General features: G+C 58.0%; 27 protein-coding genes. 8 read left to right on the top strand and 19 right to left on the bottom strand.

The genetic code is table 11. The features are described 5' to 3' along the window. Positions 1 to 163 precede the first annotated feature (163 nt). The 6 genes from IE151_RS16990 to rph are packed head-to-tail and all read right to left on the bottom strand — an operon-like array spanning position 164 to position 4,380. On the bottom strand, positions 164 to 544 hold the full coding sequence (locus tag IE151_RS16990; RefSeq protein WP_189492945.1) for a YraN family protein: 381 nt from the start codon (positions 542 to 544) through the stop codon (positions 164 to 166). Next, positions 537 to 1,433 carry a 16S rRNA (cytidine(1402)-2'-O)-methyltransferase gene (rsmI, locus tag IE151_RS16985; protein WP_189492943.1) on the bottom strand — a complete coding sequence of 299 codons (897 nt, stop codon included), beginning with the start codon at positions 1,431 to 1,433 and terminating at the stop codon, positions 537 to 539. Before rsmI ends, IE151_RS16990 begins: the two co-directional genes overlap by 8 nt. Before the next feature lie 4 nt (positions 1,434 to 1,437). Next, positions 1,438 to 2,604, bottom strand: a complete 1,167-nt coding sequence (gene hemW / locus IE151_RS16980; protein ID WP_189492942.1) for a radical SAM family heme chaperone HemW — start codon at positions 2,602 to 2,604, stop codon at positions 1,438 to 1,440. Continuing rightward, the gene (gene rdgB / locus IE151_RS16975) at positions 2,601 to 3,248 is read right to left on the bottom strand and encodes an RdgB/HAM1 family non-canonical purine NTP pyrophosphatase (protein WP_189492940.1); all 648 of its coding nucleotides are present in this window, start codon (positions 3,246 to 3,248) and stop codon (positions 2,601 to 2,603) included. The genes hemW and rdgB overlap by 4 nt, the downstream gene beginning before the upstream one ends. Positions 3,249 to 3,250: 2 nt before the next feature. Further along, entirely contained in the window at positions 3,251 to 3,661 is a 411-nt protein-coding gene (locus tag IE151_RS16970) for a VOC family protein (protein WP_189492938.1), read from the bottom strand. A gap of 2 nt (positions 3,662 to 3,663) precedes the next feature. Beyond that, positions 3,664 to 4,380, bottom strand: a complete 717-nt coding sequence (gene rph, locus IE151_RS16965) for a ribonuclease PH (RefSeq protein WP_189492936.1) — start codon at positions 4,378 to 4,380, stop codon at positions 3,664 to 3,666. A 147-nt stretch (positions 4,381 to 4,527) separates the two neighbouring features. Between rph and hrcA the strand changes: the two genes are divergently transcribed. The 3 genes from hrcA to IE151_RS16950 all read left to right on the top strand — a co-directional run bounded on the left by hrcA (position 4,528) and on the right by IE151_RS16950 (position 7,093). Further along, positions 4,528 to 5,598: a heat-inducible transcriptional repressor HrcA gene (gene hrcA / locus IE151_RS16960; RefSeq protein WP_189492934.1), complete on the top strand. Its 1,071-nt coding sequence runs from the start codon at positions 4,528 to 4,530 to the stop codon at positions 5,596 to 5,598. A 99-nt stretch (positions 5,599 to 5,697) separates the two neighbouring features. Further along, the gene (gene grpE / locus IE151_RS16955; protein WP_189492932.1) at positions 5,698 to 6,360 is read left to right on the top strand and encodes a nucleotide exchange factor GrpE; all 663 of its coding nucleotides are present in this window, start codon (positions 5,698 to 5,700) and stop codon (positions 6,358 to 6,360) included. Positions 6,361 to 6,463: 103 nt separating this feature from the next. Next, positions 6,464 to 7,093 (top strand): trimeric intracellular cation channel family protein, encoded by a 630-nt coding sequence (locus IE151_RS16950; protein ID WP_382344869.1) that lies wholly within the window; start codon positions 6,464 to 6,466, stop codon positions 7,091 to 7,093. Between the two features lie 2 nt (positions 7,094 to 7,095). Here the strand turns inward: IE151_RS16950 and IE151_RS16945 are convergent, their stop codons facing one another. Then, positions 7,096 to 7,794: a sulfate transporter family protein gene (locus IE151_RS16945; RefSeq protein WP_189492929.1), complete on the bottom strand. Its 699-nt coding sequence runs from the start codon at positions 7,792 to 7,794 to the stop codon at positions 7,096 to 7,098. Between the two features lie 501 nt (positions 7,795 to 8,295). On the opposite strand from IE151_RS16945, the gene IE151_RS16940 reads away from it, so the two are divergent. The 4 genes from IE151_RS16940 to IE151_RS16925 all read left to right on the top strand — a co-directional run bounded on the left by IE151_RS16940 (position 8,296) and on the right by IE151_RS16925 (position 12,233). Next, complete coding sequence (locus IE151_RS16940; RefSeq protein ID WP_189492927.1) at positions 8,296 to 9,417, top strand: extracellular solute-binding protein; 1,122 nt, start codon at positions 8,296 to 8,298, stop codon at positions 9,415 to 9,417. Positions 9,418 to 9,494: 77 nt separating this feature from the next. Further along, positions 9,495 to 10,559, top strand: coding sequence for an ABC transporter ATP-binding protein (locus IE151_RS16935; RefSeq protein WP_189492925.1), 1,065 nt, complete (start codon positions 9,495 to 9,497; stop codon positions 10,557 to 10,559). Continuing rightward, positions 10,552 to 11,433: an ABC transporter permease gene (locus IE151_RS16930; RefSeq protein ID WP_189492923.1), complete on the top strand. Its 882-nt coding sequence runs from the start codon at positions 10,552 to 10,554 to the stop codon at positions 11,431 to 11,433. The genes IE151_RS16935 and IE151_RS16930 overlap by 8 nt, the downstream gene beginning before the upstream one ends. Next, complete coding sequence (locus tag IE151_RS16925; RefSeq protein ID WP_189492921.1) at positions 11,430 to 12,233, top strand: ABC transporter permease; 804 nt, start codon at positions 11,430 to 11,432, stop codon at positions 12,231 to 12,233. Before IE151_RS16930 ends, IE151_RS16925 begins: the two co-directional genes overlap by 4 nt. 47 nt (positions 12,234 to 12,280) lie before the next feature. Here IE151_RS16925 and mnhG read toward each other — a convergent pair whose 3' ends face one another. The 11 genes from mnhG to IE151_RS16870 form a co-directional block, all read right to left on the bottom strand. Further along, complete coding sequence (mnhG, locus tag IE151_RS16920; RefSeq protein WP_189492977.1) at positions 12,281 to 12,685, bottom strand: monovalent cation/H(+) antiporter subunit G; 405 nt, start codon at positions 12,683 to 12,685, stop codon at positions 12,281 to 12,283. Further along, positions 12,685 to 12,966, bottom strand: coding sequence for a K+/H+ antiporter subunit F (locus IE151_RS16915; RefSeq protein WP_189492975.1), 282 nt, complete (start codon positions 12,964 to 12,966; stop codon positions 12,685 to 12,687). The genes mnhG and IE151_RS16915 overlap by 1 nt, the downstream gene beginning before the upstream one ends. Then, a complete protein-coding gene (locus IE151_RS16910) occupies positions 12,966 to 13,442 on the bottom strand; it encodes a Na+/H+ antiporter subunit E (protein WP_189492919.1) in 477 nt (158 codons plus the stop codon). The genes IE151_RS16915 and IE151_RS16910 overlap by 1 nt, the downstream gene beginning before the upstream one ends. A 1-nt stretch (position 13,443) precedes the next feature. Then, entirely contained in the window at positions 13,444 to 15,069 is a 1,626-nt protein-coding gene (locus IE151_RS16905; RefSeq protein WP_189492917.1) for a monovalent cation/H+ antiporter subunit D, read from the bottom strand. Further along, positions 15,066 to 15,404 carry a Na+/H+ antiporter subunit C gene (locus tag IE151_RS16900; RefSeq protein ID WP_189492915.1) on the bottom strand — a complete coding sequence of 113 codons (339 nt, stop codon included), beginning with the start codon at positions 15,402 to 15,404 and terminating at the stop codon, positions 15,066 to 15,068. The genes IE151_RS16905 and IE151_RS16900 overlap by 4 nt, the downstream gene beginning before the upstream one ends. Next, entirely contained in the window at positions 15,404 to 18,310 is a 2,907-nt protein-coding gene (locus IE151_RS16895; protein ID WP_382344864.1) for a monovalent cation/H+ antiporter subunit A, read from the bottom strand. Before IE151_RS16895 ends, IE151_RS16900 begins: the two co-directional genes overlap by 1 nt. A gap of 367 nt (positions 18,311 to 18,677) precedes the next feature. Continuing rightward, positions 18,678 to 19,997: a cytochrome c gene (locus IE151_RS16890; protein WP_189492911.1), complete on the bottom strand. Its 1,320-nt coding sequence runs from the start codon at positions 19,995 to 19,997 to the stop codon at positions 18,678 to 18,680. Between the two features lie 11 nt (positions 19,998 to 20,008). Then, the gene (locus IE151_RS16885; protein ID WP_189492909.1) at positions 20,009 to 21,778 is read right to left on the bottom strand and encodes a GMC family oxidoreductase; all 1,770 of its coding nucleotides are present in this window, start codon (positions 21,776 to 21,778) and stop codon (positions 20,009 to 20,011) included. 3 nt (positions 21,779 to 21,781) lie between these two features. Further along, positions 21,782 to 22,483 (bottom strand): gluconate 2-dehydrogenase subunit 3 family protein, encoded by a 702-nt coding sequence (locus tag IE151_RS16880; protein WP_189492907.1) that lies wholly within the window; start codon positions 22,481 to 22,483, stop codon positions 21,782 to 21,784. Between the two features lie 553 nt (positions 22,484 to 23,036). Beyond that, positions 23,037 to 23,669 (bottom strand): isochorismate family cysteine hydrolase YcaC, encoded by a 633-nt coding sequence (gene ycaC / locus IE151_RS16875; protein WP_189492905.1) that lies wholly within the window; start codon positions 23,667 to 23,669, stop codon positions 23,037 to 23,039. Positions 23,670 to 23,819: 150 nt separating this feature from the next. After that, entirely contained in the window at positions 23,820 to 24,767 is a 948-nt protein-coding gene (locus tag IE151_RS16870) for a ring-cleaving dioxygenase (RefSeq protein ID WP_189492903.1), read from the bottom strand. 140 nt (positions 24,768 to 24,907) lie between these two features. Here IE151_RS16870 and IE151_RS16865 point away from each other — a divergent pair, with 140 nt between their 5' ends. Then, a complete protein-coding gene (locus tag IE151_RS16865) occupies positions 24,908 to 25,825 on the top strand; it encodes a LysR family transcriptional regulator (RefSeq protein ID WP_189492901.1) in 918 nt (305 codons plus the stop codon). Between the two features lie 29 nt (positions 25,826 to 25,854). Here IE151_RS16865 and IE151_RS16860 read toward each other — a convergent pair whose 3' ends face one another. Beyond that, positions 25,855 to 26,790: a pirin family protein gene (locus tag IE151_RS16860; RefSeq protein ID WP_189492899.1), complete on the bottom strand. Its 936-nt coding sequence runs from the start codon at positions 26,788 to 26,790 to the stop codon at positions 25,855 to 25,857. Between the last annotated feature and the right edge of the window lie 155 nt (positions 26,791 to 26,945).

The following is a 26,945-nucleotide window of genomic DNA, read 5'->3' as shown; positions in this document are numbered from 1 at the left end:
GATAATAAGCCAGGCTGCGGGGTGTGGGATAAATCGGCGCATGAACGACGGGATGAAGGCAGGACCTTCCGCCTTTCCATTGAAACTATTGCGGAATATTTTCGCCCGCTCCGGCAAGGGCGAGAAATCCATCCACGGCCTCAATATGCTTCAACCCGCGAGATTAGCGGTTTTGCCAGATATTCTTTACGTGCTTGGGAAGTTTTCGAGGCAGAACGGCGATCAGATCATAGCGGATTGAGAACTGGGCGCTTCCGGATTGACGCGCCAGCCAGAGATCGCCGGCCGCTTCGATGCGCCGCAATGCATGCGGACCGACCGCCTCCATCGCAGCTTCGAGCGTGTCGCGCGCCTTGACCTCGGCGATCACGATGAGTGACCCGCGCCGCGCAATGATATCGACCTCGCCAAGCGGGGTTTTCCAGTTACGGGCGACGATACGGAAGCCCTTGAACATCAGGAAAATGCAGGCAAGCGTTTCTGCCCGGCCGCCCCGGCGATAGGCCCTGAGACGCTTGGGAGCAGGTGCACCGCCCTTAGTCATCTTTCAGCTCAAGCAAGCGCTTGTAGAGATCGGCCTTTTGCAGCCCCGTCATCTTTGCCACCTCACCGGCCGCCTTCGATGTCGACATCTGGCCGGCGAGATCGCGTAACATGCGATCGATGTCTGCCTCGCCTGCGATCTCCTCCTGTAGAGGCGGCTCGATGCAGACGACGATTTCGCCGCGAATGCTTTCTGCTTCCGCATAATGGGCAGCCAGTTCACCGAGCGGAGCAGAACGAAACTCCTCAAAGGTCTTGGTCAGTTCTCGCGCCACGACCGCGCGGCGGCTTTCTCCCAGAACCTCCGCCATCGCGGCGAGACTTTGAGGCAAGCGGCGCGGCGACTCATAGAAGATCAACGTACCGGGAATATGAGCAAGCTGATCGAGCCGGGTCTTGCGCTGCGACGCCTTGTTAGGCAGAAAACCCGCGAAGAAGAAAGCGTCGGATGGAAGGCCGCTGGCCGAAAGTGCGGCAAGAAGAGCGGACGGACCCGGCAACGGCACAACCTTGACGCCAGCTTCACGCGCCGTTGAGACAAGACGATATCCCGGATCGGAAATGAGCGGCGTTCCGGCATCGGAGCAAAGCGCGACACTCTTGCCTTCATTTACAGCATCGATCAGCTTCTGCGCGGCAGCTTGCTCATTATGCTCATGATAGGCGAACATACGCCGTGAGATGCCATAGCGCTCAAGCAGGATGCGGGTGACACGCGTATCCTCGCAGGCAAGAATGTCCGCCCCTGCCAAGGTCTCGATGGCGCGCAGAGTAATATCCCCAAGATTGCCAATTGGCGTCGCAACCAGATAGATCGCCGGTTCAAATGAACGTGCACGGATTACCTCGCCACCGACGAGATAGGTTCTGTTGGTGCTGTCCTCGACCATAACGTCACTCTCTCCCGATATCCGCCACCAGCGCATCGAGCACCAGCATGCCGGCTGGGGTAGCGCGAAGGCCGGAATTGCCAACCGGCTCAATCAGGCCTTCCTCGCGCAGGATCGCGATGCGCTCCTGCGCGAGCGGTCGGCCCGCGAGTTCCTCGTAACGTACCAGATCGATTCCCTCGACCAGACGCAAGCCCATCATCAGAAACTCGTCGGCTTCCTGTTCTGTCTCCAGCAACTCACCATCGATCTCGCCGGTCCCTTTGGCCTCGACCAGTTCAAGCCATTTTTCCGGATTGCGTTCGCCGATCGTCACTGTCCGTATACCGTCTTCGACAAAACGGCCGTGAGCGCCGGGACCGACGCCGATATATTCGCCGTAGCGCCAGTAGGTAAGATTGTGCCGGCTTTCGGCGCCCGGCCGCGCGTGGTTCGACACTTCGTAAGCAGGCAGGCCGCGCGAGGCCGCAACTGCCTGCGTCACCTCGTAGAGATGCGCTGCATGATCGGCGTCTGGCACCGTGAATTTTTTGGCCCGGTGCAGATTGAAGAAGGGCGTCCCCTCCTCGATTGTGAGCTGATAGAGCGATAGATGATCGACTGCGTGATCAATCGCGGCATTGAGTTCCGTCGTCCAATCCTGTGCGGTTTGGTGCGGGCGGGCATAGATCAGATCGAATGAAAGGCGCGGGAATATCTCGCGCGCCAGACCGATGGCGACGAGTGCTTCCTCGACATTATGCATCCGGCCGAGGAATTTCAGGTCGCGATCATTGAGCGCCTGAACGCCCAGCGACACCCGGTTGACGCCTGCCGCGCGATAACCCCGAAAGCGATCTGCTTCCACAGAGGTCGGATTGGCTTCGAGCGTGATCTCGGCATCGGAGTCGATCTCATAATGCCTGGCGACCGATTCCAGAACATTCCCTACCGTTTCCGGAAGCATCAGGGATGGCGTACCGCCGCCCAGGAAAATGCTGGTGACGCGCTTCCTGCCGGTGCGTTCGCGCATCACCTCGATCTCGCGCGCAAAGGCCTTTGCGAAACGCGGCTGATCGACCGGCTGATGGCGGACATGAGAATTGAAGTCGCAATAGGGGCATTTGGCGGCGCAGAACGGCCAATGCAGATAGACGCCGAAGCCCGGCGTTCTGTCGCCGCTTATGGTCATTCAGCGACCAGACGCGCCTGTGCGAATTTCTGGAAAGCCTTTGCACGATGAGACAGGGCCTGCGCCTGCCCCGGAACCCAGCCATGCTTTTCCGACGAAGGCATTTCGCCAAATGTGCGCGTCTCTCCTTCCGGCAAGAAGACCGGATCATAGCCGAAGCCGTCACTGCCGCGTGGCGGCCAGATGAGGGTGCCTTGCGCCTCACCACGGAAATATTCCGCATGCCCATCGGGAAACGCAAGGCAAAGGACCGCAACGAAACGGCCGGTGCGCTGCGATGGGTCCAGAGCGTTCTTTTCCTGCAAGATATCCTCGACCTTCTGCATCGCCCTGCTGAAATCGCGCTTGCCATCCTCGCGTGTTGCCCAATCGGCAGTGTAGACGCCAGGCGCACCATCAAGCGCGTCCACGCAAAGGCCGGAATCGTCCGAAAGCGCCGGCAGGCCGGTCGCCTTGGCCGCAGCAAAGGCTTTTGTATAGGCGTTCTCTTCGAAGGTCGTACCGTTTTCTTCCGGTTCGGGCAGCCCATAATCCGCCGCCGATTTCGCTTCAAAGCCGAAAGGCGCGATCAGTTCAGCGATTTCCTTCAGCTTGCCGGCATTGTGACTGGCAACGACGATCTTCTTCGCATCAAGCATGTGCATATTCAGAAGCCCCAAATCTTCGGTTCGGCGAACTCGATGGAGTTACCGGACGGGTCGCGTATATAGATCGACCGCCCGCCCTGTGGCCACTCGAAAGCAGCTTCAATCGCAATGCCATTCGCCTCAAGATAACGCATCCAGCTATCCAGTTCTTCTGCGCTGGCAGCAAAGCACATATGCCCCTGGCCCCGCGCGCCGTGCGGAGGAACCGGCAGCTTTGCATCAGGCGAAGGCGGCACTTTCGTGGCCTCCGCGTCAAAGAGCAGAACCATATTCTGGCCGCAGCGCAGAAAAACGTGACGGCCCTCGACACGCGCGACCAGTTCAAGACCGAGCACGTCGCGATAGAACGCCTCGCAGGCTGCGAGATCATCAACGTAGAGTGCTGCCTCGAGAACCGCCCGCGCCTTCATGATCAGGCCACTGCCATCTGTTGGAGACTAACGAGCTTGTTAACGCCTTTGCGGGCAAGCCCCAGAAGTTCGGCGAACTGCTCTTCCGAAAAGGGTTCGCCCTCGGCCGTACCCTGAATTTCGACGATGCCGCCCTTGCCGGTCAATACGAAATTGGCATCGGTCTGGGCAGAGGAATCCTCCAGATAATCGAGGTCGAGCACAGCCTTGCCTTCATGCAGACCGCACGAAATCGCTGCAACGTGATCCTTGAGCACTTTCGAGAGCGTGATCATCTGGCGCGTTTCCATCCAGCGCAAGCAATCGTAAAGCGCCACCCAGCCGCCGGTAATGGCAGCAGTGCGTGTGCCGCCATCCGCCTGGATGACGTCACAATCCACCGTTATCTGGACTTCGCCGAGCGCCTCGAGATCAACCACTGCGCGCAGGCTGCGACCGATCAGACGCTGGATCTCCAGCGTGCGGCCACCCTGCTTGCCGGACGATGCTTCGCGACGCATGCGATCGCCGGTCGAGCGCGGCAGCATGCCATATTCGGCAGTGACCCAACCCTTGCCTGAATTACGCATCCAGCCCGGCACGCGCTCCTCAAGCGACGCCGTGCAAAGGACATGCGTGTCGCCAAACTTGACGAGGCAGGAGCCTTCTGCGTGCTTCGACACGCCGCGTTCAAAGGATATGGCTCGCAGTTCGTCGTTCTGGCGCTTGGATGGGCGCATGTGTCGGTCATCCCTGTTTCGAAAGTTTGAGCGCTTGTACCTCCTGGCCCCTATCGACGCAAAGGAAAAAGGCCGATCAGGATATGATGCAACAGCTTGTATGGTGGCGTAGAGTTTTTATATCATAAAGGCGGAAGGATGAGCCAAATGACAAAACCCGTGCTTGATCCCGCACTTGCCAATCTCGACACACGCTCGCGTGATATTTTCCGCCATATGGTGGACAGCTATCTGCGCGATGGCGAGCCTGTAGGTTCGCGCAGCCTTTCCAGGCTTCTGCCCAACGCACTCTCGCCCGCGACAATCCGCAACGTGATGAGCGACCTGGAGCATCTGGGGCTGGTATACGCGCCGCATATTTCCGCCGGCCGTATGCCGACGCAGCAGGGCCTGCGCTTCTTCGTCGACGCCTTCATGGAGCTTGGTGACGTGAGCGAAGAGGAGCGGCGCTCGATCGATGCCCAGATCAAGACGTCCGGCAAGTCGGATTCGCTGGATTCGATGCTGACGGAGGCAAGCCAGCTTCTGTCGGGCATGTCGCGGGGTGCGGGGCTCGTACTGGCCACAAAGTCGGAAACGGCGCTCAAGCACGTCGAGTTCATTCAGCTCGAAAAAACCAAGGCCCTCACCATTCTGGTTTCGCAGAACGGAGACGTCGAGAACCGTGTCATCGACCTGCCGGCCGGCGTGACCGCCTCACAGCTCAACGAAGCGACCAACTTCCTCAACGCACATATTCGTGGTCGTACCCTCGTTGAAGCGCGAAACGAGATCGCGCGTCTAAAAGAGGAAACCCGCACCGCTCTTGACACCCTGTCGCAGGAACTGGTCGATCGCGGCATGGCCGTTTGGGCAGGAGCGGGTTCCGATCTGCCGATTCGCATGATCGTGCGCGGCCGCGCCAATCTGCTCAACGATGTCACCGAGGAAACCGATTTCGAGCGACTGAAGCTGCTCTTCGACGATCTTGAGACCAAGGAAGGTTTGATGCAACTCCTTGACCTGACTGAAGGCGGATCAGGCGTGCGTATCTTCATCGGCTCGGAGAACAAGCTCTTTTCACTTTCCGGCTCATCGCTTGTCGTTGCGCCCTATCGTGATCAGAACTCGCGTGTCGTCGGTGCGCTTGGCGTGATCGGCCCAACGCGCCTCAATTATGCTCGCATCGTGCCAATGGTCGATTATACCGCACAGGTGATTAGCCGTATGCTGCGGTGATCTGCCTTGCTTGCTCACGCGAGGTCTTGATTTTTACGGCTCGAGCCTCGATATGCGGGCAAACAATCCTATTCGAATACAACAGACGGGAAACGCTCGATGAGTGACCACGCCAATAACAACCCTGCACCGGAAGAAAACCCGGATCTGGCCGCTGCCGGAGCTGCAGAGGCCAACGCCGCGGCCACCGAGGACAATGCTGACCATGACACGCTCGTGAAGCTACTCAAGGAAAATGAGGAGTTGAAGGAACGTGCCCTTCGCTTTGCCGCCGACATGGAAAATCTGCGTCGCCGCACCCAGCGTGAGGTAGCCGACGCCAGCTCTTATGCCGTGACGAATTTTGCCCGAGACATGTTGACCGTGTCCGACAATCTGCGCCGCGCCATCGATGCCGTGCCACATGAAGAGCGCAACGTCGAAGGCGGCTTGAAGTCGCTGATCGAGGGGGTCGAACTCACCGAGCGCTCCATGCTTTCCGCACTCGAGCGTCATGGCGTGAAACTGCTGTCGCCAGAGGGAGAGAAGTTCGACCCGAACTTTCATCAGGCCATGTTCGAAGTGCCAAATCCAGATGTACCGAACAATACGGTCGTGCAGGTCGTGCAGCCGGGCTATTCGATCGGCGCGCGCGTGCTACGTCCGGCTATGGTCGGCGTCGCCAAGGGTGGGCCGAAGGAAGCGCCAACTCCCGCTCAGCCGGAAGGTACAGACGGAGAGGAGCCAGGCCCGATCAACGCACAAGCCGAGAAAGACGCCTGACCTGGCGTCACGGACCATGTTTGCATAGAAAGCTTGACGCCCGGCCTTGTGCCGGGCGTTAGTTTTTGCAGGACATATGCGGATAGGAGCCGGCATGGACGCGTTGACGGCATTTCAAATTCTCGACTATTGCGGCATCGCGGTGTTTGCGGCCACGGGCGCGCTTGCCGCCTCGCGCAAGCAGCTCGACATAGTGGGCTTCCTGTTTTTCGCGGTCATTACCGGCATTGGCGGCGGGACGTTTCGCGACATGCTGCTCGATATTCCCGTTTTCTGGGTTGTGCAGCCGGTCTATGTTCTTGTGTGCATTGGCATTGCGCTACTCGTCTACGTCTTCGCGCATCTGCTGGAATCACGCTACAAGGCACTGTTGTGGCTTGATGCGTTGGGACTTGGCGCCTACACCGTCGTCGGCGCCTCCAAAGGTCTGATAGCTTCAGGCGAACCAAGCATCGCGATCGTCACCGGCGTGCTCACCGCCGTGCTGGGCGGCATCATCCGTGACATGATAGCCGGCGAAGAGTCTGTTCTGATGCGCGACGAAGTCTATGTCACGGCAAGCGTCGCCGGCGCACTGGCTTTCGTTCTAGGCCAGCCTCTCCTACCGGCGGGCATGGCGGCCTATATCGGCTTTGCCGTGGGTTTTCTGGTGCGCGCCGGAGCGATTCGCTACGGCTGGAGCCTGCCGCGCTATAAAAGTCGCCCGGGCCGCAAGCCGGAAGACATTCCTTGATCTCAGGATCGAACGCTCAATCTCTTGTGCAGGTGCACCATCATAGACGTTGCGAAAAGCGGCGTCAGCAGATTCAGGAAGGGGATGGCAAGGAAAAGAGCGACTGCCAGACCGGCCAGGAAAATCGTCACGCGGTGTTCGGCGCGGAAGGCACGAGCTTCCGACGGAGTGCGATAGCGCATGGCAGCGAACTCGAAGAATTCTCGACCGAGCAGATAGCCATTCACCACGAAAAACGCGATCAAGTTCACGCCTGGAATAAGAAGCATCAGAAGCGCAAAAATATTTCCGATAATGACGATGGCGAGAAATTTGAGCGACGCCACGGCTGACTCACCTAGCGGCAGGGATTGACCGACCGGTTGTTCAGGATAGCTCGTCTCTTCGACGCGTTCAGCAACATCATCCTGAAAAAGCCCTGCAACCAATGCAGATGCCGGCGCGACCATGAATGCCAGCCCGAATGCCGACAGAATAGCAAAGAGGATACTCGACAAGGTACCCAGCCATGATGCCCATTCGCCCGACGGCCGCATCATCTCTGTCAGGAAGGGAAGCGCCAGAAAGTCGAAAAGCCATTTCAGGCCGAACCATATAACGACAAGCGCGAGCAGCGTGAGCAACAGCGTCTTTATGAAAGCCTTGCGAAACTCCGGACGGAACAGGTCCTTCAGCGCCAGACGTACCGAGTCGAAAATCATGCTCATCTCCGAAGTCGAACCAGCTTCACATCTGGAAATGTTTTTCAGAAATTGCAACCGCTTGATCACGTCGCCAGCGTTTCGGATGGTTCCAGTATGAGACAGGTTCACGGTGACTTCGAACAAACAAGCGTCAAGATTGCGGGAACTGCAATGATTGGAGCCATCAATGAAACGTCCTCTTTTCTTATTAGCCGCCTGCCTTTGCGTCCTCTCCGGGTGTACTGCCGGAAAAGACCATCGCGAAGCGCACAGGGAAGCGAACCTATCCTCCTACGACAATGACCTGCGCGACCGCGATGATTATGAACGGCATCTTCGCCGCAACACGCTAATAAGCCGCCAAACAAGATAGGAAGTAATCTCCCGGGCAGACCCATTCCGGTTGCCGATATAGTGTTGATCGATTCTCGCACCCGTTGCGCCAGCGTCACCAAGATGTAACATGCAGCGCTTAATCGGCTGAAATACTTCAACAGCCCGAGGGATGGGGGAAATCACATGACGATCGCACGCCGCACTTTTCTGAAGGGAGCCGCCTCTGCTGCCAGCCTTTCGCTCGCCGCACCAATGATTTCACGCTCGTACGCGCAAGGATCTTCCGGCGAGGTGAAAATCTTCGCCTGGGCCGGCTATGTCAATGATGCCATGCTCCAGGCCTTCAACCAGGCAACCGGCATCAAAGCCAGTTTTACGCCCTACGGTACCAATGATGAACTCCTGAACCAGCTGCGCGCCAATAATGGCGGCGGTTTCGACATCATCTGGCCAACCGTCGATCGCGTGCCGAATTATGTCGAATACGATCTCGTCCAACCAATTGACGAGGCCAAGGTCGAAGTCGCGCGCTGCTTGCCCAGTGCCTGGGAAAATTCCAAGACGCTAGGCGCTGTTATCGAAGGCAAGCGCTTCCAGGTTCCGACCGACTGGGGCACGGAAGGTATCGCCTTCGACAAGGACCAGGCGCCGCTCGAATACGGCACCGCTTCCTATGGCGATATCTGGAAGGAAGATATGGTCGGCAAGGCAACCGTACGCGGCCATTCCGGCCTCGTCGGGTTGGGACTATGGCTCGAAGCCGAAGGCAAGCTCCCCATGCCGATGCGGGAAGCCTTCGTTTCCGAAGAGAACATGGTCAAGGTTTATGACGTGATCCTGGCCGAAGCGGTCAAGCGCAAGGGAAACATCGCTCAGTTCTGGACGAACGAGAACGAGGCGCAGGGCGCATTCCGCGTCAATGGCTGCGCCGTCGGCCAGACGTGGGATTCGACAGGTGCCGCTCTGGCCAAGGAAGGTCTGCCTATTGGCTTCATCGCGCCGAAAGAAGGTGCATTGACCTGGATGGAAGGCATCTCGATTCCCAAAGGTGCGACCAATCTCGATCAGGCCTACGCCTTCATCAACTGGTTCCTGACGCCGGAAGCCGGTGCAATGTATACCAATGCCACTTCCATCTCCTCCACCGCCGTCGGTGCAGAAGCGCATCTGGAACAGGCGGCGAAGGATTTCTTCGCCGCAGCCTATCCAGGCGATGCTCTGGAAAAGCTTTGGTGGTGGCCAATCCAGGAGAACTGGTTCGTGACCAAACGCAACGAATATCAGGACCGGTTCCTCTCGGCCTGATCCTCCCATAATGAAGGGCGGGTCGCAGGATCCGCCCTTCATGTTTTTCAGCCATCCAAGCCCAGCAAAAGAAAACAATGTCGCACTCGGTCGAACTCAGCAATGTCAGCATGATTTTCGGCAAGACTACTGCCGTGGACGATGTCTCCTTCACGGTCGATGCGGGTGAGTTCTTTTCCATTCTGGGGCCCTCCGGCTGCGGCAAGACCACGCTTTTGCGCATGATCGCCGGTTTCTCGCATCCGACATCCGGCACGATCCGCATCGGCGACAAGGACATGGGTAGGCTCTCCCCCAACCAGCGCCCAACCGCGATGATCTTCCAGTCGCTTGCGCTTTTTCCGCTGATGCCGGTGTGGGAAAACATTGCCTTCGGACTGGAGGCACGCGGCGCGTCCAAGGCGGAGCGGCGCCGACGAGCCGATGAACTGCTCAAGCTGATCGCGCTCGAAGGCTTCGGCGATCGTTTGCCAGACGAACTTTCCGGGGGGCAACGCCAGCGCGTGGCTATTGCCCGCGCCCTTGCGGTCGAGCCTCAGGTACTGCTGCTCGACGAGCCACTTTCGGCGCTTGACCTGAAGCTTCGTCAGCATATGCGCACCGAATTACGTGCCCTCCAGAAGCGCACGGGAGTGACCTTTATCTACATTACCCATGATCAGTCCGAGGCGCTTGCCATGTCCGATCGCGTGGCGGTGATGAGCAAGGGCGTTCTGCAGCAGGTCGCAAGTCCGCGGGACCTTTATGCCAATCCAAAAACGCATTTCGTAGCAGAGTTCGTTGGCGAAACGAACGCCATCGACGGAACCGTAAGCGCCGTCACAGGTGGCATCGCGCAGATCGAGACCAATGTGGGCTTCCTTCGCGCTCGGGCCGGTAACAATCTCGTGGCAGGCTCGAAGGCACGGCTTTACATCCGCCCCGAGGCCCTTTTCCCAGCAGTGTCTGAGAACGTCATCCCGCTGAAAGCACAGCGCATCGATTTCGAAGGACCATTCGCACTCCTAAACGGCATCACGGAAGACGGCATGGAGCTTGTTTCCTCGCTCGGCAGCACGATGCTTGGCAAAGCACCAGCCATTGGCGACCGCTATCAGGTCGGTTTTGCACCAGAACATGGTGTGGTGCTGGCTCATGAGTGAACTTTACAATCGCTTCGGCAGCCCGCTTGCCACGCTTTTCGTTGCGCTTGTGGCGGCCTGGCTGATCGGCATGGTCCTTGCCCCAAACCTGATGATGATCGATTACGCGCTACGTCCCAATCTGCCGCCGGCGGAGATCGGCGGGCCGCGCGACGTCTACTCGCTGGACAATATCACCTACCTCGCCGGCGAAGCATCACATCGCTCGATCTTCCTCAAGACCATCTGGGCGAGCGGGCTTGTCGCATTTCTGACCCTGATCGTCTGCTACCCCCTGGCTTTCTGGCTGGCGCAGAATGCGACACGCAAACAGGTTGCCATTGTGCTCCTCGCCTTGACGATCCCCTTCTGGATCAACGAAGTGCTGCGCACATTGGCATGGTATATTCTCCTGGCATTTCGTGGTCCACTGAACGCGTTTTTGCTTTCCACCGGCATCATCGACCAGCCCGTGCGCTGGTATGGTGATCCGGGTGTGCTTGCGGGCATGGTCTATGCCTATATCCTTTTCATGCTCTTCCCGATCTACAACTCGATAGAGAGCCTCGAGAAGTCGCAGATCGAAGCGGCGCGCGATCTCGGCGCCTCGACCGCCCGCATCCACGCCCGCGTCGTCGTTCCGCATGCCAAAGCCGGCATTGCCACCGGTTGCGTTTTCACCTTCATGCTGGCTGCCGGCTCCTATGTCGCTCCGGCACTGCTCGGCGCGCCGGGTAGCCGCTGGTTCACGCAGATCATCTACAACTGGTTCTTCGAAGGCGGCGATTGGAACCGCGGCGCGGCCTACGCGCTCGTCCTGCTCGTGCTCTGCCTCTGCGCCGTGTTCCTGGCGCTTAAAGTCGCCCGCGTGGACCTCACGGAGGTGGCGAAATGAGCAACGGGGCTGCTTTCGGTCGCTGGATTTTTCGTGCCTACATGGCGGCCTTCTTCCTGTATCTGTTCGCTCCCCTGGCCATCATGGGAGCAGCCACCTTCAACACGAGCCGCTTCCCCACAGTTACACCCTGGCAGGGAACGACCTTGCAATGGTTTTCCGAGCTCTTTGGCGACCGCAACATGTGGGCGGCACTAGGCTCCTCCGCGCTGATCGGCGTTATCGTCGTGGCCGTCTCCCTGCCGATTGGTACGGCGGCGGCCTTACTCCTGACCAGCCTGCATGCGCGCGCCAAAAGCTTTCTTTATGGCCTCATGGTCTCGCCACTGCTGATGCCCGGCGTTGTCATCGGCATAGCCACGCTCGTTCTCTGGCGCCAGCTCGGTATCGGCGGAGGCATGTTCCTGATCGTCGTGGCACAATCAAGCTATATAATATGCTACGTGATGCTTATGGTGAGCGCGCGCCTGCAGCGTTTCGATCGAGCGCAGGAAGAGGCAGCACTCGGTCTGGGCGCATCCAAGTTCATGGTCTTTCGCCGCGTACTTCTGCCTTTCCTGAAACCGGCCCTTTGGGGCGCGGCTCTCCTGGCACTTTTGCAATCCGTCGAAAACTATAATACGACGCTCTTCGTACGCGGTTTCGAAACGCCGCTGACGATCTACCTCGCCACCAAAGTGCGCACTGGCCTTACGCCAAGCGTGAACGCGCTGGCCCTGATCATGATCCTGGTTACGATTAGCTGCGCCGTGGCCTTCGAGATCGCCCGCCGTCACCGGGAGCGGCAAGGGTCGGCTTGAACATGACTACGTACGGGTAGCTTTTTTCTTCCGATAACCCGCTCTCGTCATAGCGGTTTCCTACCTTCCGCAAGTTCTTCCTGCTTCTCGTCGGTGTGGTCTTCCTTGCTCACTGGATCGCCGAAGTCACCGGCCTGCTCGAAGCGGTCTCGATGGAGCGCTGCGCGCGCAAGCAGCATGAGTGTGATCGGCGTCGTTATCGTCACGAAAATCCCAATCAGGATTTCATGCAGAACGAAGCGGCCACCAAGAACGGAAAAAAACAGGATGGAAGCGAGCATGATAGCCGCCGTGCCCCAGCTGGTGGTTAGTGTTGGCGCGTGCAAGCGTTCGTAGAAGGACGTGAACCGGACGAGACCGATCGCACCTATCAGGGCGAGCCCGGAACCCAATATGAGGAAGGCTGCAATGAAAATTGCTGCCCAGAGCGGCAGGTTGGCGGCATCTTCCATCATTCGATCACCTCGCCGCGCATTAGAAATTTGGCGAGCGAGACAGTAGCCACGAAACCCAGCATGCCAATGACCAGCGCGGCCTCGAAATAGACGATCCGGCCTGAACCGATCCCGAAAGTAATGAGGAGCAGCATCGCGTTCACATAAAGATTATCGAGCGCCAGAATGCGATCTTGTGCACGCGGTCCCGTGAAGATGCGCGCTGCGACGATCGCCATGGCAATCGCCAGCATGATCTGCGCAGCCGCAAGGGCGATGCTGACGACGGTTGCGCTCATCATGCGAAAATCTCCAGCAACAATTTCTCGTAGCGGTTCTTCACCAGGTCGCGCCAATCATCCTCGTTGACCAGATCCAGCACATGAATGAGGACCGAACGCTTGCGCCGATCATATTCAAGCCAGGCAGATCCAGGCGTAGCGGTCAAGATGATGGCCAGGATAGCAAGAATTGTTGGGCTATCGCTTTCCAGGGGCAGATCTATGAAGCCCGAGCGGCGCCCCCTGCGGGACGGCCGCAATGCGATAGTGCAAACTGCAACATTCGAGCGAATAATATCAACCACTACGATCAGGATAAATTTCGGCAGTAAGTACCATTTGCGCAACCTGAGCGTTTCCGGGTGCAAGGCCGCCATGGCCCAGGACGCCGCGGTTGCGACGATGGCTCCCAAGATGAAGCTGCCGAGCGAAAAATGCGTCAGCAGCATCCACAGGATGATCAGACCAATGGTGAGAAACGGATAAGGGAACATCTCACTCGTCTCCCTGATCTACCTGACGTTGCCGCCAGGACGGAATGGGCGCGGATTTTTCCGCTGCTTTGATATAAGCGCGCGGATCGACGACAGATTGTACCGTCGTTTCCACGAAAGACAGCACTGCGCCCGCCTTGACAGTGAGCATGACGAGCAGGACAAGAATGCTGAGAACGGGGACGATCTCGATCACCATGACGCGCGGAACGGTCTGCTCGATGGAGCTCCAGAAGGTGCGTATACCCGCCCGCGTCATCGCAATCAGCGTTGCCAGACCGCCGAAAAGTATGAGTACGACCACGGCAACTTCGGAAATGCTGGGAGAGGCGGCAGCGCCAGCTCCGAGCATTGCGGTCAGCATGGCAAACTTCGCGATAAAACCGGAGAATGGCGGCAGACCCGCCAAAAGGATAGCACAGGCGGCAAAGCAGATGCCAAGGATCGCCAAGGTTCCCGGCATGGTGACGCCCTCGGCCTCTTCCGGGATATCGTCGTCGGCGTCGCCATAAGCCTCCATTGTGACGGCAAGAACCGACGCTGCGGCATCCTGCCCGCGCTCGACCAGTTCGACGAGCATGAAGAAGGCGGCAAGTGTAAGCGTGGAGCTGACAAGATAGAGAAGCGCCCCGGAGATAGCGGCGGTATTTTCCAGTCCGATGACGGCAAGAAGCGTGCCTGAAGACACCAGCACAGAATAGGCAGCAATGCGCGGCAGCGCCTGCGAGGCCAGCACCCCTATTATACCGAATGCGAGCGTTGCCAGCCCGCCGTAAAACAGGATCGATGCGCTGAAGGCCTCCGATGCTCCGTCGGGGAAAAGCAGCATGGTGAGGCGCAGGATGATGTAAATGCCCACCTTGCTCATCAAGGTGAAGATCGCCGCGACGGGTGCTGCCGCCACGCTATAGGCCCCTGGCAGCCAGAAGCAGAGCGGCCACATGCCGGCTTTCACCAGGAACGCAACGCCGAGAATGGCAGCTCCGGCCTCGAACAGCATGCGGCGATCAGATTCCATATCCGGAATGCGGTCCGCCACATCGGCCATATTGAGCGAACCAGTGGTTCCGTAGATCAGACTGACGCCGATAAGAAAAAGTAGCGCAGCGGCAAGGTTAATGGCGATATAATGCAAGCTCGCCTTGACGCGCCGTGGCCCCGAGCCGTGCAAGAGCAGACCGTAGGACGCGGCCAGCATCACTTCGAAGAACACGAAGAGATTGAAAAGATCGCCCGTCAGAAATGCTCCGTTCAGCCCCATCAGCAGGAACTGAAAGAGGCTGTGAAAATGAGCGCCGGCAGCGTGCCAACGCGCGAAGGAGAAGATCAGCACCGGCATCGCCACCACCGCCGTCAGCATCAGCATGAGTGCCGACAAGCGATCCAGCACCAGTGTGATGCCAAAGGGTATCGGCCAATTGCCGAGCAGATAAACCCCATTGAAATCGGCGCCGCCAGCAGCAAGGCCGAGAAGGAGAACCGCCAAAAACGCTAAAAGAACGGTGCTGGCAAGGCTGATAATGGCCTTCAGCGTTCTGTTACGATCTGCAATGAAGACAAGCGTCGCACCCGTGATGAGCGGCAGCAGGATGGGCAGTATGACGAGATGCTGCGACCAATGGATCATCGTGGGTCATCCTTCCCATCGACGTGGTCGCTACCGGTGAGGCCGCGCGAGGCAAGCAGAACAACGAGGAAGAGCGCTGTGGTGGCGAAGCCTATGACGATGGCCGTCAGGACCAGCGCCTGCGGCACGGGATCGGCCAATGTGTTGACGTCGACACCCTCTCCCAGGAGCGGCGGCTGGTTGGTCCGTACCCCGCCAACACCGAAGATGAAGAGATTGACGGCATAAGATAGCAGAGCCAGCCCGACGATGACCTGATATGTGCGCGGACGAAGGATGAGCCACACGCCGCACGCCGTCATAACGCCAACTGCGATCGAAAGAACAAGCTCCATCAGGCGGCCTCCTCTTTCGTTTCTTCCAGCTGCGCACGCAGGCGGTTGATACGGATGGATTGGTGCGCCAGTGCGACCAGGATGAGCACGGTCGAACCCACAACCAGCAGGAATACTCCAAGATCAAAGATCAGCGCGCTGGCGGCGGGAACGTCACCGATGAGCGGGATTTCAACATAACGTGTGTGCGAGGTCAGAAACGGATAACCGAACACCCAGGAACCGACGCCTCCTGCCGTGGCCACCAGAAGTCCTGCCCCCATCCAGTGCAGGGGCAAGATACGGATCCGTTCCTCCGCCCAGCGCGTGCCGCCGGCCAGATATTGCAGCAGAAATGCTATCGACATGGTGAGCCCCGCGGCAAAGCCGCCACCCGGCATGTCGTGGCCGCGGGTGAAGAAGTAGACTGCAAGCGTGATGATGACCGGGAACATCCACTGCATGATCACCGACGGTACCGTTAAATAGTCCCGTACCGTGTCACCAAGGTCTCGGTCCGGCTGTTCTTCATCGTACCGACGTTGCGCCTTTTGCTGCATGGTCGGACCTATACTGTCTGCTGCCGGACGGAACCGGCGCAGGAGCGCAAAGACCGTCAGCGCCACGATACCGAGCACGGCGATTTCGCCCAGCGTATCGAACCCGCGGAAATCGACCAGGATGACATTGACTACGTTTGTGCCGCCGCCCTGGCTATAGGCATTTTGCAGAAAGAAATTGGCGATGGCATCCGGAACGCGCATCGTCATGACAGCATAGGCTACGAAGGCCATGCCGACTCCACAGGCGGTCGCCAGGAGAAAGTCCCGGAAGCGACGGAAGCGGGCGCGCAAGGTCAACGTGTCCTTCGCCTCCTCCGAACGTTTCGGCAGCCAGCGCAGACCGAGCAGGATCAGAACCGTAGTGACGATTTCTACGAGCAGCTGCGTGATCGCAAGATCGGGAGCAGATAGCCATACGAAGGTTACGCAGACGATTAGACCCGTTCCGCCCAGCATGACGAGGGCAGCCAGACGATGATATTTCGCCAGATAGGCCGTGCCCATGGCGAGTCCGGCCCCGATCAGCCACATGCCTGCAAAAGGTAGATCGAGATTGGAGGGCGGGATCATACGCGACTGGAAGCCCAGGAGATAGAGCGGCACGACGCCGGCCAGAAAGCCCGCAAAAACGACGAGGCGCAGTTGCGGCTGGAGATTGCGCGTACCGAAGAAGCTTTCGAGCGCACGCGCCCAGCGCCAGGAGACGGTTACCAGAATGCGCTCGAAAATCCGTTGCCCGCGGAGATGACGGAACCAGGGGGGACCGTCATCGCAACGTGCGAAATAATTCCGGAAGACGATATAGATCAACACGCCTGCGGCGAGCGCCATCACACTCATCAGAAGTGGAATATTGAAACCGTGCCAGATGGAAAGGCTGTAATAGGGCATCTGCTCGCCAAGCACGCTGAACGACGCATGATAGAGAACCGGGCCGATCGCGAAATTTGGAACGATACCTATTACCAGACAGGCGACAACCAGCGTCTCGATCGGGAAACGCATCCAGCGAGGCGGCTCATGGGGGGCCGCGATCGGGAGATCAACCGGTTTCGGGCCGAAGAAGACCGTGTGTATGAAACGCAGCGAGTAGGCGACGCTGAAGATGGAGGCCAGCACGGCGAAGTAGGGAAGTGAGACATCGAGCCAGGAGTCGGCATGCGTCTCGACAGCCTCGGCAAAGAACATTTCCTTCGACAGGAAGCCGTTGAGCAGCGGCACGCCCGCCATGGCGGCGCTGGCGATCATCGCAAATCGTCCGGTAATCGGCAGATATTGCAGCAGCCCGCTCAAGCGACGCATGTCGCGCGTCCCGGTCTCGTGGTCAATGATACCCGCCGCCATGAAGAGCGACGCCTTGAAGATCGCGTGGTTGAGCATGTGGAAGATCGCCGCCACCGTTGCGAGCGGACTCCCCAGGCTGAGCAGCGTTGTGATGAGGCCCAGATGACTGATAGTCGAGTAAGCCAGCAGGCCTTTCAGGTCTTGCTGGAACATGGCGAAATAGGCGCCCAACACCAGTGTCGACAATCCCGCTATACCGACAATGAGGAACCACTCATAGGTGCCCGAAAGCGCCGGGGACAGGCGCACGAGCAGAAAAACCCCTGCCTTCACCATGGTGGCCGAGTGCAGATAGGCCGAGACGGGCGTCGGTGCCGCCATGGCATTCGGGAGCCAGAAATGAAACGGAAATTGGGCGCTTTTCGTGAAGGCACCGATTAGCACTGAAATGAGCGCGGGCAGATAGAGCGGGTGAGCGCGGATCGCGTCGCCAGATGCAAGAATCGTATCGAGATCATAGCTGCCAGCGATGTGACCGAGAATTAACAATCCAGCCAGCAAACAGAACCCGCCGGTCGCGGTTACGGTCAGCGCCATGCGCGCGCCGTCGCGAGCCGCAGGATTATGGTGCCAGTAACTGATGAGCAGGAAGGACGAGATGCTCGTCAGCTCCCAGAAGATCGCCAGAAGGATGACATTGCCCGAGATGACAATACCCAGCATCGATCCCATAAAGGCAAGCAGGAATGAGAAGAAACGCGGAATCGGGTCATCGTCTGACATGTAATAACGCGCGTAAAGCACCACGAGCAGCCCGATGATGCCAACCAACATGGCAAACATCCAGGCAAAACCATCCATGCGCAGCGTCAGATTCAGGCCAAGCTGCGGCAGCCACTCAATGTCATAGCGAATGACGCCGCCATTCGCTATGGCCGGATAAAGATACGCGGTTGCGATGCTGATCACGGCGGCAACAACCGCCGCAATCGAGACTGGCAGGAACCTTGAATTGGTACGGAGCGTACACGCGACGAGAATGCTTCCCAAGAAGGGAAGTATCATGAGGAACAGGAGGATGGGGGCCGGTTGTGCAGTTATCCCAAGCGTGTGTTTCCTTCCTGTTTAGATTTCGCAGGCTTGCAAGCCTGCTTTTTCATGTTCTCCAGAGCCCAGATGCACAGGACGCCACGAGGCGAATGAACGATGGACGCTCGCGATTTTTTGCCCGACGCTGTGGAATGGTTCTTATTCTTCAATAGGATGAGAGAAGAGCGGTCAAGATGCCGGGTTGAAGAAAACACCATAAGACGGCATTCGTCTCACTAACGCTATCGTGAACGCTTCATGGGGAATTATGTTGCAACGGCTCTTCACCAGTGAAGACGCCTCAAGAAAAGGGCCCGCCGCTGGCGAGCCCTTTTCACATTTCCTGCTGTCACGCGGTTCAATGAACGGCTTCGCGCGCGCCGGCAACATCGGCAGGCGTTACGGCAGGTGCCTCGTTGCCCCAGGCAGTGCGCAGGAAGGTCGCAAGTTCCGCCACTTCCTCATCCGACAGACGCTCTGCATAGCCCTGCATGCGCAGCTTCATCGGTCGCTGTTCGGTAGAGGGCAGTTCCGCTCCGTGCAGGATTACTGATACCAATCCTTTTGGCGATGCTGCCGTTACCAGCGAGTTGCCTGCCAACTCTGGGAATATCTCGGCTGCGCCCTTGCCGGTTACGAAGTGGCAGGCGGCGCAATTGTCGAGATAAAGACGCGGACCAATCGGCAGATCGGCCTTGGCCTCGGTCAACATTTTTTCCGTCTCTGTAGGCTGGACCTGAGCGGGCTGCTGGACAGGAGCATTACCCTCGCCGCCACTGATCGTCTTTAGATAGGTGGCAATTGCCATATTATCGTCAGGCGTCATGTATTGCAGAGAGTCGCGGATGACGAGCATCATTTCTCCGGTTGCACTCGTATGAGCGTTACGCGCGGTGGAGAGATAGAGAGCCATTTGCTCGCTGGTCCAGCTCTGCGAAGCACTGTCTGGGCCACGAAGGTCGGGCGCGGTATAGCCGTCAATATCGCCGCCAGTCAGGAACTTGTCGCTCGACTCGTCGATTCCGTCCTGCCCCATGAACAGATTGCGCGGGCTATGGCAGGCGGCGCAGTGACCGGCACCCTGCACGAGGTAGGCACCGCGATTATACACTTCGCTCTGGCCCTCGACGGGCGTGAAACCCGCATCGCCGTTGAGCGCCAGCCAGTTCCACGCACGCAGGCCAAAACGCATGTTGAACGGGAAGGAAAGCGTCGTTTCCTCAACCTTGTTGGAGACGGGCTCCACCTGATTCATGAAGTAGTCGTAGAGTGCCACGACATCTTCTTCAGTCATCTTGCGATAGTTTTCATACGGCATTGCCGGGTAGAGATGCGCGCCATCCTTGCGGATGCCGTCATAGAGCGACGCACGGAAGTCATCGAGCGTATAGTCGCCGATGCCGGTTTCCTTGTCCGGGGTGATGTTGGTGGTCCAGATCGTGCCCATGGGACTTGCGATCGCGCGACCGCCGGCAAAAGGCTTTCCGCCTTCCGCCGTATGGCAGGCCATGCAATCGCCGGCACGCATCACATATTCGCCTGCACCTTCCGCCGGCTTGAAGTCGGCAGCAAGTTGCTTGGTAGCAGGTGTCTTCTGCACTGGCACAAAGATGAAAGCAGCGAGCGCGACCAAGCCGAGAATGACGAGACCGAAGAGAACCTTGAAGATCTTTTTCATCGCCTCTCTCCTTAAACCAGCGGACGCGGATTACGCAGGTAATCCGTGCGGATCGTATGCGCTGCCCAATAGGCCAGACCGCCGACCATGCCGGTCGGGTTGTACTGCGTATTCTGCGGGAAAGCGCCGGAGCCCATCACGAAGATATTGTGCTTGTCCCACGCCTGCAGATAGCGATTGACCGCCGATGTACGGGGGTTCTCGCCCATGACAGAGCCGCCGACATTATGCGTCGTCTGGTACGGGCGCACGTCATATACCGAACCCTGGCCCTTGAAGCCCGCCTGCATCACATCCGGGTTTAATGCCTTGGCGATTGGTTCCATCTTGGCCTTCATGAACTCGTTCATCCGCAAGTCATTCGGATGCCAGTTGAAGGTCATGCGCATCAACGGTCGACCAAGACGATCCGTATAGGTGGGATCGAGGTCGAGATAATTGTTGCGATATGACATATGCGAGCCGTGCGAACCGATCGACATGGCGTGGCCATACCATTCGCCGACGGCCTTCTTCCAATCCGAACCCCAGGTCGGAGTGCCCGATGGCAGCGGCATGGAGCGGATCGGCTGACCATTGGTCTGTCCCGAACGCCAATAGGCGCCACCGATGAAACCTTCCCGTCCGAAGTCGTTCTGATTCATACCGTAGTCATCGACCGACATGCCATTTGCGCCCGTGCCGATGAACGGATTGAAGACTTCATCCTTGAAGAACAGGGTAAAGCCGCCATTCATCTGATACGCATAGTTGCGGCCCGTAACGCCCTCACCCGTATTCGGGTCGTATGGCTGGCCGATGCCCGAAAGCAGCATCAAATGCACATTATGCAGCTGATAGGCTGCGAGGATGACCAGATCAGCGGGCTGGAAGACTTCTTCTTGCGCATTCTCATCGAAATAGGTGACGCCGGTTGCGGTTTTGCCATCGGGCGCCATTTCGACGCGCAATACATCTGCACCGGTGCGATATTCGAAGTTCGGCTTGCGGCGCAATGCATCGAGAATGGCGGTCTGGGGCGAGGATTTGGAATATTGATAGCAGCCGTACCGTTCACAAAAACCGCAGTGATTGCACGGCCCCATCTGCATGCCATATTCATTGACATACGCAGTTGATGCGATGCCGCCCGGGCTCGGGAACGGGTGCAAGCCTGCGCCCTTCGCAGCTTCGGCGAATTTTGCGCCGTCCCAGGTCGTTGGCATGGGAGGCATTGGATACTCTTCCGAGCGCCATCCCTCAAACGGATTGCCACCTTCCACGATCTGGCCCTTGATATTGCCGGCCTTGCCGGAAATGCCGGCGACGCGTTCGAAACGGGTGAAAAACGGCTCCAGCTCGTCATAGGTGAGCGGGTAATCCTGAATCTGCATGTCTTCAGGAATGATTTCCGCACCCCAACGCTCTTCGACGTAAGAACGCAGGCGAAATTCGACTTCCTGCGGACGCCAGTTCAGGCCGTTCCAGTGCGTACCAGCACCCCCGACGCCAATTCCCGGCAAGAAGGAGCCGAGGCTGCGATAGGGAAGCGCGGTTTCATTGAGATCACGACGGATGGTCAGCGTAGAGTTGCGCGGCTTCTGCATCATGCCGAGACGAACGCCGTATTTCAGCTCGTCGATCATCTGCGGATATTTAAAGTTAGGCACCGTGTCCTGGTCGTGGCCGCGCTCGAGCGCGACGATTTCGACGCCCTCATTCGACAGTTCCATACCAAGGATGGCACCTGTCCAGCCGAGGCCGACGATGACCACGTCTTTTTTCTTTTCTGTGCGTGCCATGGTTTATGCTCTCTCGCCGGAAATGGAAACTGGACCGAGCGGATAAGGCACATTGTGCTGGTCGACCCACTCCTTGTAGCTGGCGCGCGCACCGGGGAAACCGATATACTGCCAGGCAACCATGCCGTGATTGCCGCCATACATCGGGTCGGCGAAATAGCCTTCCTTCGTGTTCTGGAGCAGGATGGTAAAGAAATCACGCAATTCCGGCACCAAGCCGACTTCACCCTTTTGCAGGGAAACGAGCGCCTGATCCTGTTGGGCCGCATCCAGCTCGGCAAAAATCTTGCCATGCGTCTGCTGGCACCACTGATTGAATACAGGAATCGCCTGCTGATAGATTTCCAGCGGAGTCAAAGGCGTCTGCCATCCACGCAACGGGCTGGCCGCCGCATCATGCGGGCCTTCCATGTACCAATCTGCGGCAGCACCGAAGCCACCGCCAAGTTCCTTGTCGATAAAGACCGGAACGCGCGCCTCGATTGCACCTGGACCCTCGCCGTCAGAGGGAATCAGCCTGGCAGCGGCTGCCATGACAAAGGCCCATTCTTCGGCGTTAAGAGTTTCAGGCTTGTATTGATCGAGCGGAACGGGTTGGGAATTTGTCTGCGCTACAGCGGGAACCGCAACGCTCGTAACTGCAGCCGCCGCGGCCGTGCCTTTCAAGAAGGAACGGCGGGACGGTGAGCCCGGAAGGTCTTTCATTTTTTGCTCCTTTGCCGCGGTTGAGAGGAACCGCGCGGATGTGGCGACGTGCTCATCCGTATTTCAGCGAGTGGCTATATCCCTGACTTAGCGGAAGGTGCGGCATTTCGACAAGGCCAAAATGCCGCATAGAAAGCAAAAATTTTTGTGGAGCGTAATTGTCAGAATTAATGTTGCGGACTGCTTAAATTTTCGCAATGCGCTTTCAACATAAAAAGCTTAACCGGATGACTATTAAGCTTCGCTCATTATAAGCTCAGTTACAAAGCGGATGACCAGGCCGTCTTCACAACTTGCCCAGGCACTTGTCCGGGCTTCAGCCTACATCGCTGTGCTTAGCCGATGAAATGCCCGCTGATACCACTTGGCTTTGGGCGGCAAGTCAAAAACCGGATACTGTTTGCAATTTCATAGCCTACGGTCCCCGAATATTCTCGACGAGACATGCCGTGTCGAACCTGGCGAACCATTCAGCTGCCATCGTGCCTGTCGTGCGTGAATATGTCCGCCTTGGCTTATACCCGCCGCAGAAGCTGCGGCGGGTATAAAACTGTCAGTCGGTCTTTGCCGCTTGAACTGTTGTGTAGCTGTTAATCAGGTTGCGATAGTCCGGGATATGGTTGGAGAACAATGTTCCCAATCCTTCAACGTCGTTACGCCAGTCGCGATGCAGCTCGGCAGCAACCCCAAACCAGGTCATAAGGTGCGCTCCCGCAGCCGACATGCGTTCCCACGCGGAGTGGCGGGTGACTTCGTTAAACGTGCCAGATGCATCGGTAACGACAAACACCTCGTAACCTTCGGCTATCGCCGAGAGCGCGGGGAAAGCGACGCAAACCTCCGTCACGACGCCCGCAATGATCAGCTGTTTCCTACCGGTAGCCTTGACCGCTTTAACGAAGTCCTCATTGTCCCAGGCGTTGATCTGCCCAGGGCGGGGAATAAAGGGAGACTCTGGAAATATCTCCTTCAGTTCCGGTAAAAGCGGCCCGTTGGGGCCATCTTCGAAACTCGTGGTCAAGATCGTCGGCAGGTCGAAATACTTTGAGAGATCGGCAAGCGCCAGAACGTTATTCTTGAATTTGTCAGGGTCAATATCGCGCACGAGCGAAAGCAGACCAGCCTGATGATCAACTAGCAGAACAGCGGCATTTTCCTTGTCCAAGCGAACATATGGTGTGGTCATCATCGTCTCCTTCAGGGTGCCCGCAGGTGGCGAGGGGCGCATGCCAGCACGAATTTGCGCGGGCGGTGGAAGCATACTGCCTGGCACGCGATAGGGTGAGGTGATGGGCGCTGAGCACATCCGCCACCGGATAAACCGGCGGCGGCAGACTCAATCGAGCGGCTTCAGATTGGCCTCGATAAATTGCCGACGACCTTCCAGGAAAGGTGGCAAAGAAAGCTCCTCGCCCAGACTTTCCAGAGGTTCGTCAGTTGTGAATCCGGGGCCATCCGTCGCTATCTCGAAAAGATTTCCAGCCGGCTCGCGGAAGTAGAGCGACCGGAAATAGTAACGCTCGACTTCACCGGAACTTGGAACGCGGTACTCTGAAAGGCGATCTGCCCAAGCACGAATTGCCTGCACATCCGTTGTACGAAACGCTACATGATGAACGGCACCTGCACCCTGACGCGCCATTGGGAGAGCCGGCTGCACGGCGACATGAAGCTCTGCCGCAGGCCCGCCCTCGCCCATACCGTAAACATGCACCTCACCTTCCCCGTCAGGCGAGGCGTACTGGCGCTCTTCCTTCATGTTGAGAACATCGGTCAGCAACGCTTGGGTCTTCTCCAATCTCGGCACTGAGATGGTGATGGGGCCGAGGCCACGTATCTGGAACTCAGATGGCACCGGGCTGCGGTTCCACGGATGTGCGACACCTGCGCCACCGTCGTCGACAAGTCGAAACCGCTGGCCTTCCGCATCCTCGAAATCGATGGCGGCACGACCGTCGATCACCCTGATCGGCTCGGCGAAAACACCTGTGTCTTTAAACCGTGCGGCCCAATAGTTGAGGCTGTTCTCGCCGGAGACACGCAGCCCGGTACGGCTGATCGACGTTGCTCCTCGCCGTTCGCGCTCGACGGGCCAGTCAAAGAAGGTAACGTCTGTGCCCGGCGTTCCTTCGCCGTCCGCATAGAAAAGATGGTAGGCGCTTGTATCATCCTGATTGACGGTCTTCTTGACCAGGCGCAGGCCCAGCACATCGGTATAGAAGCGCTTGTTGGCCGAGGCGTCGGCAGTGATCGCTGTCAGATGATGGATACCGGTCAATTGCATGCTGGCCACTCCTTTTTGCTATTGAGTCCAATATGCTCCTCGATAGCAATCGCGGGGAGCCTTCATTCGAAAGACCCGGCGTTCGTGATTCACGAACGAAATCGATGTTGTTGCCACCGGGAGTGCGATAAGATCATCGCATGAGATGGACGATCGAAGAAGTCAGGACGTTTCTGGACGTCATGGACGCCGGAACGGTTTCCGGTGCGGCGGCGCGCGCAAATCTATCTAAGTCGGTTGTCAGCAAGCGGATATCTGATCTTGAGGCGTCATTAGGAACAGCCTTATTTCAGCGTCATGCTGGCCGTATCATCCCGACGGAAAGTGCGCAGGAGCTGGCACTGCGCCTGCGTCCGGCACTAGCCGAGATGACCAATGCAGTCGAAAGCGCGGCGTGGGGAATGACGGGGTTACGCGGATCTCTCGCGATCTCCGCACCGATGAGCTTCGGGACCACCCACCTAAGCCCTGTAATTGCAGATTTCGCGCGGCAACATCCGGAACTCGAGATCATTCTCGATTACGACGACCGCATCATTGATCTGGTGCGGGGACGTTTCGACCTGGCAATCCGCGTGGGACAGTTGCGGGACTCTCATCTGATCGCGCGCAAGCTTTGCGAAGATCCTCGTGTGGTTGTCGCTAGCCCTGATTATATTAATCGGCGCGGGCGCCCCGAAACCCTTGAGGAGCTTACGGATCACCCCTGCACAGGGTACATGAATGTTCAGTCGACGAACGTCTGGCAATTCGTCGGAGCGGACGGCAACGTGATCGGGCTCCCTATGACAAGTCGGATAATTGCAAATAATGGCGAAACCATCAGAGACATGGCAATAGCCGGTTTGGGCGTTGCGTTGTTGCCAATGTTCATTGCTCACGATGCGCTCAAAGCGGGGCATCTGGTTAGGATTGCAGAAAGCCTGACGCCGACACCTTTGCCGATTTCTGCCGTCTGGCCACCCGTCAAGCCCATGCCGCTGAAGCTACGAGCGATCGTAGATCATCTCACGCAGGTTTTCCACCGGCAGCCGTACTGGATTGCTCCCTCCCCATAGCTAGCTAGCCACATGAGTTCGGGACTGTGTTAGACCGGCAGCGGAATGAATTCGTCATTATCATCTGGAGGGAGGCTGAACCTCCCCTCACCCCAGCGCGCCGCACGCCATTCTTCCTTGGCCGCCTCTATTCTGTCCCGGGAGGACGCCACAAAATTCCACCAGATATAGCGCGGGCCGTTGAGAGTCGCGCCTCCCAGCGCCATCAAACGCGCCCCCTGTAAGCCGGCCATTACGGTAATCTTGTCGCCGGGTCGAAACACCATCATTCGACCAGCTTCGAAAACCTGACCGGCAACACTGATCGCGCCCTCCGTGATATAGATGCCTCGATCTTCGTGATCATCAGGCAGGGGAAAGCGGGCACCGGGCGCGAGCGCAACGTCCAGATAGAAAGTTTCCGAATAGAGTGTCGCGGGGGCCTGTTCCCCATAGGCACTCCCCAGAATCAGTCTTGCGTCGATGCCCTCGGCCTCGATTTGGGGCAAAGTCTCCTTGCCGTGGTGCTCGAAGATCGGATCCATGTCCTCCCGGTCCTCGGGAAGAGCTATCCAGGTCTGTATGCCATACAGGCTGTGCGGACCGTGGCGTGCCGTGGCGCTGGTACGCTCCGAATGAGACACACCTTTTCCAGCTACCATCCAATTCACTGCGCCAGGCAGGATCACCTGATCGCTGCCTATACTGTCGCGATGGTGGAAATCACCTCGGTAGAGATATGTGACCGTACCAAGCCCGATGTGCGGATGGGGACGTATATCTATACCCTGCCCCGTCAAAAACTCCGCGGGACCTGCCTGATCGAAGAAGATGAAGGGCCCAACCATCTGCCGCTTCGGCGCGGGAAGAGCTCGCATCACTTGGAATGAACCTATGTCACGGGCTCGTGGAATAATAAGCGTTTCGATTGATTCCACTCCAACCTCATCTGGACAACCAGGCTCGAAAGAAGGGTTCCAACTCATCTTCTCACTCCACGGGTGATGCATTTCTGGCAACGATACTCCTTAAACTGAGGCGATCAAATGGCTTTGTCTATTCTCGTGACAGCATCACATCTGACACGGAGCGCGGCCTTGTGTCAGAGGCGACACAACGCAGCGCCCGTTTCCAGACGTTT

The sequence above is a fragment of the Limoniibacter endophyticus genome, from assembly GCF_014652835.1.
GTDB lineage: Bacteria > Pseudomonadota > Alphaproteobacteria > Rhizobiales > Rhizobiaceae > Limoniibacter > Limoniibacter endophyticus.
This window is presented reverse-complemented; position numbering and strand designations above follow the sequence as displayed.